The sequence below is a fragment of the Acidovorax sp. SUPP1855 genome (genome assembly GCF_030158955.1).
In the GTDB taxonomy this organism is placed as follows: Bacteria; Pseudomonadota; Gammaproteobacteria; order Burkholderiales; family Burkholderiaceae_C; genus Paracidovorax.
The window spans coordinates 105272-117459 of sequence record NZ_BQXI01000015.1 but is presented as its reverse complement, the minus strand read 5'-3'; the positions used below and the strand labels follow the sequence as shown (position 1 = coordinate 117459).

The following is a 12188-nucleotide window of genomic DNA, read 5'->3' as shown; positions in this document are numbered from 1 at the left end:
TTGTGTTGGCGCGAGGCCTCAGCGAACAGGTCGAACTTCAGGGCGCTACGGGGAGTGATCATGGCAAAGGATGGAGCACGCGTTCTCGATCAACAAGGGACCGGATGGGTTTTGAGAGGTTCCCTAAAGGCTAAAAACAACACCAAGCGAGCCGGCTTTCGCCACGACCCACTCGCCTCCAAAATCCTGAACATTATCTATTTTCAGCAAACCTGCATGTAAATCTTTCGCGTATTTTTCATCAAAAACAATATCAACATATCCCCCCTCAATATTGAAACTGCATCGCCCATCTGCAATATATTGACTAAAAACCGGATGCTGATCAAACGCCACGCCCGGACTCATCCAATATCGCACACCAACAAGCGTTCCATCGTCGGAAAGAATGTGATCGTAAAAAACCCCCCCCAGAGATATCTCAGCCTCAGGAAGCCAGCCAAAATTTTGAGGGTCTCCAGTTGGCCCACCATTTCCCGGTGGCAATAAAAAATAATTCATTTAGCGATCCTATTCAATATATCCAACCTCAGGCGCTGCAAAGCAGCTCCAGCTGCATTGCCCGTTTGCTCATACGAATTAATGGCACGCAGAGCCAACTCCCTATAAGCAGACAGAGCTTCATCCGTCAAGCCAACGGGTCTAGATAAATTGCTCATCGAATTATTTGCGCCGGAAATTCCCGAGCCAAACACATTACGAAGTAGTTGCGTCTGCTCTGGGCCAATCAAAGATTTAAGTTGCTCTTTAGTAAGTCCACTTAAATTATTGCCCACTCCTTTAATAGACCCTGGGCCAATGCAAATACTCGGCCCGCCACTCGTAGCAATACACCCCCCATCATCCACACGCGGCTGCTGAAACATCGGCGAGCAACTTGACCCGTTGTCCAGCAACGGAGAATCTGCCAGCCCTCCGCCCGGCATCACGCTGGCCAATCCAGAAGGATCGACGAGATTCGTTGGCGTGCCACCTGCATAGAGGTAGCGGTTCCACCCCCCCTCCAACCCAATCGGATCAGCCTGGATGTACCGCCCTCCCTCCCGGTCGTAGTACCGGTTCAGGTTGTACGCCAGTCCCGTCTCTTCATCCCACACCTGCCCCGGATACCGCAGGTCGAATTTGATGGCTTCCGCATAGTTGGCGCTGCCTTGCCCACTCTGCGCGTAGCCCGTGGCGCCGGTCGTCGGGTTCGCCTCTCCGAACCCCGTGATGAGCCATTGCCACACCACCTGGCCCTGCGTGTTGGTCAGGCGCCGGGGCGTGTTCAGATGGTCCGCATCGATGGCATACAGCCTGCCATTGATCTGCGCGGCCACCGGCATCGGCCCGCTGGCCGTGGGCAGGTAGATGACCTCCGTGCTGTCCATCTCCCCGGCCGGCGCGGCGCTGTTGCTGCTCCTGCGGTTGCCGTACTGGCCCAGCACGGTGCTGCCGATGCCGTCTTCGGCACAGACCGTCTGCTGGGTGATGGCCGGGTTGTTGGCCCCGGACAGCCGCGCATCGCTCTTGAACACGCGCTGGCTCAGGGCGTTGTACGTGTAGCTCACGGCCAGGGCATTCGCCGGGTCGGCATTCAGGCCGGTCGCCCCAGACGAGGGTGAGGGTCTTGCCGAAGGCGTTGGTAATGGTGGTCAGGCGCCCGTAGGTGGTGACCCAGCCGTTGCGCGCCGTGCGGCTCAGGAGCTTGCCCACGCTGTCGAAGGTGAGCACCGTGTCGTCGCTGGCGTTTCGAAAGCGCCACAGGCCATCGGCCTGAGCCAGCGTGTCGCTGCGCTGGTCGCCCACCCAACCCTGCTGGTCGCCCGCGCGCTGAAAGCCCCGCTCCTCACCGTTGCCGAACAAGATCCTCATGAATCCCTTCTGTTTGAGGTTAGGGCGGGGGATGAAGCCAACCAGGCCCCACGCCCTAGTGAATTATGCCGACCGCGCTACAAAATATATAGCAAATAAGACGACTTGATCGAAACTTGCCTGCGACGGACAGGATATGGATTCAAGGGGCTGCGTTGGCTGCCCATGGATTCCCCCCTTAGCCGTAAGAACTGGGACGGCGGTAGCCGTCCCCTCCCCCTCAAGGGAACCGTTCAAACCCCCGCATCAGCTTTCAAGGATAAAAATATAGCAAAAAATAGAATGCAATATTTAAACCATTAATTCATCATTTATTTTAATCTATCTCTTTAAATCGATGAACAATAAACTCATATTGATCGTCTTCTTTATACAACTCCGTTGTCAAAATATAGTCACCTTGCGAAAGGTCAAATTCCCCCCCTTCTCTATCCTCTGCTCCGTCAAAAACAGAATCAAAAAACTTAAAAACGTTATCCCTTTGCGAGTAAGACAGCTTTTCCTGTAGTTGAGGAAGCTGCACAGGCACTTCCAAAAGTACTTTATTAGCAATCTCATATGATTTGCAAGAAACCCACCTAACAACCAAATTATCATTGCAATGAACAAACGCTGATTGCAAAGGCTCATCACCAAAAACGATAACAGGAAACCCACCGCAATCAACAACTCCAAGAAAATCGATTACAGAGCATGCCCGATCATAGTCACTCTCCGCAGCGTCAGAAGAACTGCCATCTACTCCTTTCCAGTTAGAAATTACATTTTCAGAAGCTCCAACCAACGGTCCACCATTAGTGTTTACCCATTTATTAATCATGCGATTCTCCGTTATCTTGGCTGTCTACCCCGGATTTGTCCACCCTGAGTCCTACTACAGTTTAAACAGTGAGGATACAAGCGTTGCGGTCCATCATCTGGATTTAAAGCATTTGGAGGTTGGTGGTCTGGAACCCAATTACCCGTTCTAGTTCCTGGGCTATCACCACCGCAAGTGTGACAACCTAGCCGATCACCAATGTCATTAATCGCGTCTCGCTCTCCGGGGGTGAAATCGCGTCCAGGGCCACGTGCAGGAATCGAATCACCTGCATTAGGACCAGGTTCAAGCGTATTCTTACCTCTGCTATCAGAGAACATCCAGTCGCTTAAATCATTGAGAGCACGCCCACAACTCTCCAGCAACGCAGAACGGCAACCAGGTGTTAATGCACAGCCAACTGCGATTACCGGCAGTGCTGGGCCCCATGTAACAGTTTGCAGACCCTGCGGGTCGCTATAGGAGGCCGGATTTCCTCCCACATACAAGAACCGGTTCCACCCCCCATCCAGCCCGATCGGATCGGCCTGGATGTACCGCCCTCCCTCCCGGTCGTAGTACCGGTTCAGGTTGTACGCCAGTCCCGTCTCTTCATCCCACACCTGCCCCGGATACCGCAGGTCGAACTTCACCGCTTCGCTATAGCTGGTGGCACCTTGCCCACTCTGCGCATAGCCCGTGGCGCCGGTCGTCGGGTTCGCCTCTCCAAACCCCGTGATGAGCCATTGCCACACCACCTGGCCCTGCGTGTTGGTCAGGCGCCGGGGCGTGTTCAGATGGTCCGCATCGATGGCATACAGCCTGCCATTGATCTGCGCGGCCACCGGCATCGGCCCGCTGGCCGTGGGCAGGTAGATGACCTCCGTGCTGTCCATCTCCCCGGCCGGCGCGGCGCTGTTGCTGCTCCTGCGGTTGCCGTACTGGCCCAGCACGGTGCTGCCGATGCCGTCCTCCGCATAGACCGTCTGCTGGGTGATGGCCGGGTTGTTGGCCCCGGACAGCCGCGCATCGCTCTTGAACACGCGCTGGCTCAGGGCGTTGTACGTGTAGCTCACGGCCAGGGCATTCGCCGGGTCGGCGTTCAGGCCGGTTTTGGCGATGCGGGGCCGTCGCTGCCGTAGTGCAGGTAGTTGTCGCCCTTCCTGATGAGCGCGCCGGTGGCGTCGTGGCTGTAGGCCACGGTGCTGTTTTGCGCGCTGCCGCTGGCAGGCGTGAACGTCTGCGTGTAGTTCTGCAGCCGGTTGCTGCCGCTGACGGCGACGTAGCTGCGCTTGAGCGTGGCCGTGCCCGCCGCTGTGGTGCTGCTGTAGTGGCTCTGGCTTCGGTTGCCGTTGGCGTCCCACGCATAGCCGCTGGCATTGGCGCCCAGGGTGTCGCTCAACGCGCTGCCCGGGGGTAGCGTGAGGCCGGCCGGCGCGCTGTGGGCACTGGCGGTGAGCCGGCCCGTGGCGTCGTAGGTGTTGGCGCTGGTGATCACGGCCTGCTGCGCACCCGTGGCGCCGCGCAAGGCGTGCCGCTGCTGCATCTGGGCCAGGCGCCCGGCGCTGTCCCAGGCCAGCTGCGGCAGCAGCCGGCTGGCGGCCAACTGGCCCGCCAGGGTGTAGCTGCGCTGCTCGGTCAGGCCGGGCGCGGGTCCGAAGGCCGGCCACTTCCAGCCGGTGGGCTGGCCCAGCGGGTTCCAGGTGATGGCGGTGAGCAGCGGCTGGCCGTTCCATTGCAGCCCGGTGAGCTGGCCCGTGGCGTCGTACTGGTACTGCAGCTTCTTGCCGCTCGCGTAGGTGAGGGTGGCGATCTGCCCGGCTCCGCCATTGCGGGCGCCTTCCGGCCCCGCCGGCACATAGGCCTGGGCCAGGGTGCGGCTGTCGCCGTTGGCCAGCACCTGGGTGCGGGCGGTGACCCGGCCCAGCGGGTCGCGCTGCCAGCGCGTGGTGACGCCCGCGTCCTGGATTTCGCTCAAGGACCCGATGCTGGCCTGCGGCGTGCCGGGGGCGTTGTAGCTGGCGCCGGTGAGGTCGTACCGCCACACGCTTTGCTTGCCGTCCTTGAAGAGGATGCGCGTCAAGCGCCCCGCCGCGTCCCGCGTGAGCCCGGTGGTGCGGCCCAGCGCATCGCTCAACTGCGTGGGGCGCCCCAGTGCGTCGTATTGCACGTTGGCCGCGCCGCTGTCGGCCGAGGTCTCCCGCGTGGCGTTGCCCCGGATGTCGTTGGCATAGGTAGTGGCCACGCCCGCGAAGTCCTTTGCGCCCTGCACCGCGCCCAGCCCGTCATAGGACAGAGAGGCGACCTTGCCCAGGGGGTCGGTGATTTGCTCGACGCGGCCCAGGGGGTCGGTGGCGTACCGGTAGCGCTGGCCCAGGGCGTTCTCGGCGGCGAGGCGCTCGCCGTTGGGGCCGTAGGCGTAGCGGTCCACCTGGCTGCCTGCCTTGACGGTTTCCAGCTGGTTGGCGGCGTTGATGCCCCGCTCCTGGCGCCACACGGTCTGGCCCGCGGCGTCTTTGACTTCCTGCAGGATGACGTTGTTGAACAGGTCGTACCCATAACTTCCCGAGGCGCCCCGGTTGTCCTTCCACGAGGCCAGCCGGTGCGCGCTGTCGTAGGCGTAGTCGATCTGGTAGCCGTCCGGCTGCGTCGTGCGCGACAGCTTGCCGATGGCGTTGTACTCGTAGTTCCAGCTGAGCCCCAGCGCGCTGGCGTAGTTGAGCAGGCCCCAGGGGTTGCGGCCATAGGTGTACTGGATTTCCAGGCCGTTGGGCAGGTGCTTGCCCTCCAGGCGGCCATCGCTGTAGCTGTGGTTGGTGCGCCGCCCGAACGGGTCGGTGGATTCGAACACCAAGGGCGTGTTGCTGTGGTAGGTGTATGTGCGCCGCACGCCCAGGGCATCGATTTCGGCGGTGACCAGGCCGCCCTGGTATTCCCATCGGCGGATGGCGGCACGGGCTGCGCCGTCGGGCAGGCTAGCGTCGTACACCCGCTCGGTGAGGACGTTGCCGTCCGCGTCGTAGGTGTATTCGGTGACGCGGTGGCCATCGGTGACTTTGACCGGCAGGCGGTAGGTGGGGTGCCACTGCGTGGCGACCCGGCGCTCCTGCGCGGTGCCCTTGGCGTGGGTGGCCAGCAGGGGCAACTGGCGGTCGTTGTCCCATTCGTAGGTGGTCTGGCGGCCGGCGAAGTCCACCTCCGCCGTGACAAGGCCGGCGGCGTTCTGCACCCGGCGGTTGACCGGCGGGTAGGCCAGCCCCGGCGCCGACGAGGCACTGGTGACGGCCAGCGCCTTGTTCTGCACGGTGTAGCCGTACCGGCGGGTCTGGCCGAGCGGGTCCTTCACGCCGACCTGGCCCGAGGCGATGTCGGTGTAGTCGAACTGGTGCGCCAGGGCGTCGCCCGCATGCGCGGCCTTGAGCGTGCGGCCCAGCGCGTCGTAGCTGAACTGGGCGAAACGGCTGCCGTTCTCATCGACGATGGCGGTCAGCAGGAACGGGTTGCCGGTGTCTTCGTACAGGTAGGTCTTCTGGTACTGGTCCTGCAGGCGCGACGACACCAGCCGGTCGCCCACGCCGTCCTGGTAGCTGTACCGGTAGGTGGTGGTTTGGTAGTCCGGCGTGATGATCTGCTCGATCAGCCGGTCGCCCCAGACGAGGGTGAGGGTCTTGCCGAAGGCGTTGGTGATGGTGGTCAGGCGCCCGTAGGTGTACCCGTAGGTGGTGACCCAGCCATTGCGCGCCCTGCGGCTCAGGAGCTTGCCCGCGCTGTCGAAGGTGAGCACGGTGTCGTCGCTGGCGTTCCGAAAGCGCCACAGGCCATCGGCCTGGGCCAGCGTGTCGCTGCGCTGCTCGCCCACCCAGTCCTGCTGGGCGCCCGCGCGCTGAAAGCCCCGCTCCTCGCCGTTGCCGAAGAGGACGGTCGCAACGCCCTCGGACACCCGCAGGCTGATGGCGTGGTTGTGCCCCCACTGGCGGCCGAAGCCCCGGCTGGCGCGGGCGGAGTCCAGCGCCCAGTGGCTGCGGTAGATGCGCACGAAGTCCAGGCTGCCTCCCCACGGGTCCTGGTGGTCCACGATCTCCTGGAAATTCTCTCCGGTGGCGGGAATGACGGGGTCGCCCACGCACATGCCGTCCTGCCCGCCAGGGAACACGGAGACACCCCGGTAGCCGTCGCCGGGCGGCGGCACTGGGGGTGGGGGCGGCGGCAGGGGCGGCGGGGGTGGGGGAGGAGGTGGCGGCGGTGGGGGAGGCGGCGGGGGCGGTGGTGGCGGATCGGGGTCGATCAATTGCTTGGGGCCGCACCAGCCGCTGATTTCGGAGTCGCGCACATCACCTCGGTAGGCGCTCAGGCAGACGCAGGAGAACTGGTCGGTGTCCCGGTCATATTTGGGCCGGCTTTCGGTCCAGCCCGCCGGGTTGTAGAGGTATTCGGGGTGCTCGTTCTTGGGACGGTTGCAGATGGGCATGATGCTGGGGCCAAATCCATCCACGTTCTCGCAAGGATCGGGGCCCAGGTAAGGAATCCCTGTACAGAAATTGCGTCCATAGCTGGACCGCGCGCAAAACTGGGTCGGCCCATATCCGGCTGGCAACGCGCCGCATACGCCCGCCACCGTGCTGGACAGGACCGTGTAGCGCATCACGGGCGCCAGCGGGGCCTCTACGGCGATGCCATACCCAAACGGCTTGCTCCTGTCGATCCCCCCTGCCTCCGCCACGCCCCAATAACCCATGGCCTGCAATGCGATGCAGGCGGCCCATACAACCCTCATGAATCCCTCTCCCATTTGATCTTGAGTTACGCATTTTATCGACTGTGCAGAAACTCGAACATCAAGATACAAAGAGTTACATTACTCGCGACTTGCCTTGAAAATGCGCCAGGCCTTTTGTCTTCACGCCTTCAGATAATCCGACTTCCCGCCCAGCCACCGCATCACATGCCGCTCGGCCAGGGCGGGAAACCGGTCGAGCATGTGCGGTGCCAGCTCCCTCGCCCACTCCAGCAGCAGGGTGTCGGTGGCCAGGTCGGCAAAGCGCAGCAGCGGCGCGCCGGACTGGCGGGCGCCCAGGAATTCGCCCGGGCCGCGGATGTCCAGGTCACGCCGGGCGATCTCGAAGCCGTCGTTGGTCTCGGCCATGGCCTTGAGGCGTTCGCGGGCGGTCTCGCCCAGCCGCCCGCTGTCGTTGGTGGAGTACAGCAGCACGCAGGCCGAGGCTGCCGCGCCCCGCCCCACGCGCCCGCGCAACTGGTGCAATTGGGAGAGGCCGAACCGCTCGGAGTGCTCGATGACCATGAGCGAGGCATTGGGCACGTCCACGCCCACCTCGATCACGGTGGTGCTGACCAGCACGCCCATGGCGCCGCTGGTGAAGAGCGCCATGACGGCCTTCTTCTCGGCGCTGGGCATGCGCGAGTGCAGCAGGCCCACCTGCACGGGCGCCTGGCCTGCGGCGATGCCGCCTTGCAGGGCCTCGCTCAGCTCGGCATGGGTGGCGGTGGCGTTGGACAGGTCCAGCGCCTCGCTTTCCTCGATCAGCGGGCACACCCAGTACACCTGCCGGCCCGAGGCGACCTGGGCGGCGATGCGCTCGATGACCTCGTCCTTGCGGCTGTCCGCGATGAGCTTGGTGACGATGGGGGTGCGCCCGGGGGGCAGCTCGTCGATGGTGGAGACGTCCAGGTCGGCGTAGTAGCTCATGGACAGGGTGCGCGGAATGGGCGTGGCGCTCATCATGAGCATGTGCGGCTCCATGCCCTGCCCTTCGAGCTTTTGCCGCAGCGCCAGGCGCTGCGCCACGCCGAACCGGTGCTGCTCGTCGATCACGGCCAGGGCCAGGCACCGAAAGCGCACCTGCTCCTGGATCACGGCATGGGTGCCGACCACCAGCGCGGCCTCGCCGCTCTCCACCAGGGCCAGCATGGCGGCGCGCTCTTTCTTCTTCTGCCCGCCGACGAGCCAGGCCACGCGCTGGCCGCGCGCGGCCAGCAGGGGCTCCAGCCAGCCGACGAGCTTGGCGAAGTGCTGCTCGGCCAGGATTTCGGTGGGGGCCATCAGCGCGCACTGCCAGCCCGCGTCGATGCACACGGCGGCGGCCAGGGCGGCCACCACGGTCTTGCCCGAGCCCACGTCGCCCTGCAGCAGGCGGTGCATGGGCACGGAGCGGCCCAGGTCGCGGGCGATTTCCTCGCCCACGCGGCGCTGGGCGCCCGTGAGGCCGAAGGGCAGCACGGCCAGCAGTTGCTCGGCCAGCGTCAGGCCGCCGTCGCCGGGCGGCGGCGCCTGCAGCACCGGCGCGCGCAGCCGGGCACGTTCGCGCTTGGACTGCTGCTGGGACAGCTGCTGGGCCAGCAGTTCCTCGGCCTTGAGCCGCTGCCAGGCGGGGTGGCTGTGGTCCTCCAGGGTGGCGATGGCCACGTCGGGCGCCGGGTGGTGCAAAAAAGTGAGCGCCTGCCGCAGATTCCACCCCGGCGCCAGGCCGTTTTGGCCGGGCACACGGCCCACCGGCGGCTCCACGCCGGGCGGCAGCGTCTCGGACAGCTCCACGCGCTGCAGGGCGCTCACGATGGCGCGGCGCAGGTAGGCCTGGGGCAGTTGCGCCACGGTCGGGTAGACCGGGGTGAGCGCGGCCGGCAGGTCGCCGCTGGCCGTGCGAAAGGCCGGGTGCAGCATCTGTCGGCCCCAGAAGCCGCCCTTGACCTCCCCCCGGATGCGCAGGCGCGCGCCCACGGCCAGGGTCTTCTGGTGGGAGGGGTAGAAGCTGAAGAACCGCAGTTCGCACGTGCCGGTGCCGTCGTCCACCTGCACCAGCAACTGGCGGCGGGGGCGCGGCTGCACCTCGCTGGAGACGACGGTGGCCTCGATCTGCACGGTGTCGCCGTCCCGGGCGTTGCGCAGGGGGGTGATGCGGGTTTCGTCCTCGTAGCGCAGGGGCAGGTGCAGGGCCAGGTCGATGTCGCGCACCAGCCCCAGCTTCTGCAGGGCCTTCTGGGCAGGGCTGGGGACGGGCCGGGCCCCGGAGGGGCTGGGGGGCCCCGCACGCCCGGGCGCGCCCGCGGAACCGGCGGCGGCAGTGGCGGCGGCGCTACGGTCGGTCATGGGAAGGGGAAGCGGGCGCAAACAATGCGCAACAAGAGGAAACCGGCATGGGCAGAAAAGGCTAACATGCCAGCGCCGTCGTTCGGCGTTTTTTGCGGACGCACCCGCGTTATCCACTGGTCCCATGCTCAAGCGAATCAGCGTCCAACATCTTGCCCTGGGCATGTACCTGCACCAGTTCTGTGGCTCCTGGATGGACCACCCGTTCTGGCGCACCGGCTTCGTGCTCCAAGACCCGGCGGACCTGGCACGCATCCACGGCACCACCATCGCCGAGGTCTGGATCGACGTTTCCAAGGGGCTGGACGTGGCCTCCGATGTGGCCACCACCTCGCCCGAAGAGGCCGAGGCCCGCCTCGATACCGACTTCAGCCAGCTGCAGGAGATGCCGGACCTGAAGATCCCGCCCGCTCCGCCGCCCGCCCCGTCGCCTCGCATCCGCTCGCTCGCCCCCACCACCATGGCCGAAGAGCTGGGCCATGCGGCGTCGATCTGCCACCACGCCCGCCAGGCCGTGTCCTCGATGTTCCACGAGGCCCGCATGGGCCGCGCGGTGGATTCCAGCGATGCGCGCAGCCTGGTGCAGGAAATCTCCGATTCGATCACCCGCCACCCGTCGGCGCTCATCAGCCTGGCGCGGCTGAAGACGGCGGACGACTACACCTACATGCATTCGGTGGCGGTGTGCGCGCTGATGGTGGCCCTGGGGCGCCAGATCGGCCTGGACGCCGCGCGCATCCGCACCTCCGGCCTGGCCGGACTGATGCACGACATCGGCAAGGCGGCCATCCCGCTGGCGGTGCTGAACAAGCCCGGCAAGCTCACCGACGAGGAATTCGACATCGTGCGCAGCCATTCCGAGCACGGCTACCGCATGCTGCTGGAATGCGGGGGCGGCGTGGAGGACGAGGTGCTGGACGCCTGCCTGCACCACCACGAGAAGATGGACGGCTCGGGCTACCCGCACCGCCTGCCGGCCGAGCAGATCAGCCTGACCGCGCGCATGGCCTCGATCTGCGACGTGTACGACGCCGTCACCTCCGACCGGCCCTACAAGCGCGGCTGGGACCCGGCCGAATCGCTGCGGCGCATGGCCGAGTGGACCAACGGGCACTTCGACCCCCGCCTGTTCCAGGCCTTCGTGAAGAGCATCGGCATCTACCCCGTGGGCTCGCTCGTGCGGCTGACCTCGGGGCGCATCGGCGTGGTGATGGAGCAGGCCGCCTCGCTGGTGTCGCCGCGCGTGAAGGTGTTCTTCTCCACCAAGTCCGACCTGCGCATTGCGCCCGAGATCATCGACCTGGCCCAGCCCGGCTGCCCGGAGAAGATCGTGGCCCGCGAAGACCCGGACAAATGGCGCTTTCCGGACCTGAACGAGCTGTGGACCGGCATGCCGTCGGTGCCGCGCTGACGCCCCGGCCCTGACGCGACACCGGCCGCCCGCATGCCCCCGCCGCGCGCCAGCAACGATCCCGCGGGTGCCGTGCGCACCTACGCGATGGTGGAGCGCTCCAGCCACCTCGATTTCGACATCCGCGACCAGAGCGGCCGCACGCCGCTCACGCAGCCCCACAAGCACGAGTATTTCCAGATCCAGGTGAACCTGGAAGGCCACACGCAGCACCACATCGGCGGCGTGGCGCGGCCGTTCACCGCGCGCACCCTGAGCTTCGTGCTGCCGCACCGCATGCACCTCGTGCCGCACCCGCCGGGCACGCGCTGGCTGGTGGTGAACTTCAGCCAGCGCTTTCTGTGGCCCGGCCTGGCCGTGGACCCGCTCGACCTGGAAGACGTGCCGCTGGCCCTGGCACCGGAGCTGGCGCCGTTCCAGTTCCAGGAGCACCTGGACTTCACCTTCGACGAAAGCGGCTTCGAGGCCGTGCGGGCGCTGCTGGACCCCCTGCAGCGCGAGAACGCGGCGCGGCGCCTGGCCTCGCTGGCGTGCATCCGCGGTGGCCTGCTGCAGCTGCTGGCGCTGACCTGCCAGCGCTGGGAAGGCGAGTTGCGCGCGCTGGCCGCGGCCCAGGCGCAGCGCGGCAGCCGCCGCGCGGCCATGGCCCGGCTGCTGCGCTACCTGCGCGGCGAACTGGCCGGCGACCCCACGCTGGCCGACGCGGCCGAGGCCGCCTGCCTATCCCCCAACTACCTGGCTCACCTCATCAAGAAGGAAACCGGCAAGACCTTCACCGAGCTGCTGACCGAACGCCGGCTCGCCCTGGCGCAGGAACTGCTGCTGGCCACGGGCGAGCGCATCGGCGAGATCGCACGGCGCTGCGGCTTTGCCGACGAGGCGTATTTCGCCCGGCGCTTTCGGCAGTGGCACGGCCTGAGCCCCAGCGCCTGGCGCGCGCAGCGGCTGCGCGAACTGCAGGGCACGGCCGTGGCGGTGCCCGGTTCCGTCCAAGTTGTGCGCTGAATCGTCCGGGTGCGCCA

General features: G+C 65.4%; 8 protein-coding genes. 2 read left to right on the top strand and 6 right to left on the bottom strand.

Annotation, left to right across the window (positions count from 1 at the left end):
• Positions 1 to 123 precede the first annotated feature (123 nt).
• The 6 genes from AVMA1855_RS14870 to recG form a co-directional block, all read right to left on the bottom strand.
• Positions 124 to 501, bottom strand: coding sequence for a hypothetical protein (locus AVMA1855_RS14870; protein WP_284426294.1), 378 nt, complete (start codon positions 499 to 501; stop codon positions 124 to 126).
• Positions 498 to 1550, bottom strand: coding sequence for an RHS repeat-associated core domain-containing protein (locus tag AVMA1855_RS14865; protein ID WP_284426293.1), 1053 nt, complete (start codon positions 1548 to 1550; stop codon positions 498 to 500). The genes AVMA1855_RS14870 and AVMA1855_RS14865 overlap by 4 nt, the downstream gene beginning before the upstream one ends.
• Positions 1551 to 2170: 620 nt before the next feature.
• Entirely contained in the window at positions 2171 to 2674 is a 504-nt protein-coding gene (locus AVMA1855_RS14860; protein WP_284426292.1) for an Imm21 family immunity protein, read from the bottom strand.
• An 11-nt stretch (positions 2675 to 2685) separates the two neighbouring features.
• On the bottom strand, positions 2686 to 3729 hold the full coding sequence (locus AVMA1855_RS14855) for an RHS repeat-associated core domain-containing protein (protein WP_284426291.1): 1044 nt from the start codon (positions 3727 to 3729) through the stop codon (positions 2686 to 2688).
• 26 nt (positions 3730 to 3755) lie between these two features.
• Positions 3756 to 7427, bottom strand: a complete 3672-nt coding sequence (locus tag AVMA1855_RS14850) for a DUF6531 domain-containing protein (protein WP_284426290.1) — start codon at positions 7425 to 7427, stop codon at positions 3756 to 3758.
• 123 nt (positions 7428 to 7550) lie between these two features.
• Positions 7551 to 9755, bottom strand: coding sequence for an ATP-dependent DNA helicase RecG (gene recG / locus AVMA1855_RS14845; protein ID WP_284426289.1), 2205 nt, complete (start codon positions 9753 to 9755; stop codon positions 7551 to 7553).
• A gap of 124 nt (positions 9756 to 9879) precedes the next feature.
• Between recG and AVMA1855_RS14840 the strand changes: the two genes are divergently transcribed.
• Positions 9880 to 11166, top strand: coding sequence for a cyclic di-GMP phosphodiesterase (locus AVMA1855_RS14840; protein ID WP_284426288.1), 1287 nt, complete (start codon positions 9880 to 9882; stop codon positions 11164 to 11166).
• 33 nt (positions 11167 to 11199) lie between these two features.
• On the top strand, positions 11200 to 12171 hold the full coding sequence (locus AVMA1855_RS14835; protein WP_284426287.1) for an AraC family transcriptional regulator: 972 nt from the start codon (positions 11200 to 11202) through the stop codon (positions 12169 to 12171).
• Positions 12172 to 12188 lie beyond the last annotated feature (17 nt).

Coding starts and splice junctions, on each gene's coding strand:
- AVMA1855_RS14835 (WP_284426287.1), top strand. CDS start 11,200: ATGCCCCCGCCGCGCGCCAGCAACGATCCCGCGGGTGCCGTGCGCACC.
- AVMA1855_RS14850 (WP_284426290.1), bottom strand. CDS start 7,427: ATGAGGGTTGTATGGGCCGCCTGCATCGCATTGCAGGCCATGGGTTAT.
- AVMA1855_RS14860 (WP_284426292.1), bottom strand. CDS start 2,674: ATGATTAATAAATGGGTAAACACTAATGGTGGACCGTTGGTTGGAGCT.
- AVMA1855_RS14840 (WP_284426288.1), top strand. CDS start 9,880: ATGCTCAAGCGAATCAGCGTCCAACATCTTGCCCTGGGCATGTACCTG.
- recG (WP_284426289.1), bottom strand. CDS start 9,755: ATGACCGACCGTAGCGCCGCCGCCACTGCCGCCGCCGGTTCCGCGGGC.
- AVMA1855_RS14870 (WP_284426294.1), bottom strand. CDS start 501: ATGAATTATTTTTTATTGCCACCGGGAAATGGTGGGCCAACTGGAGAC.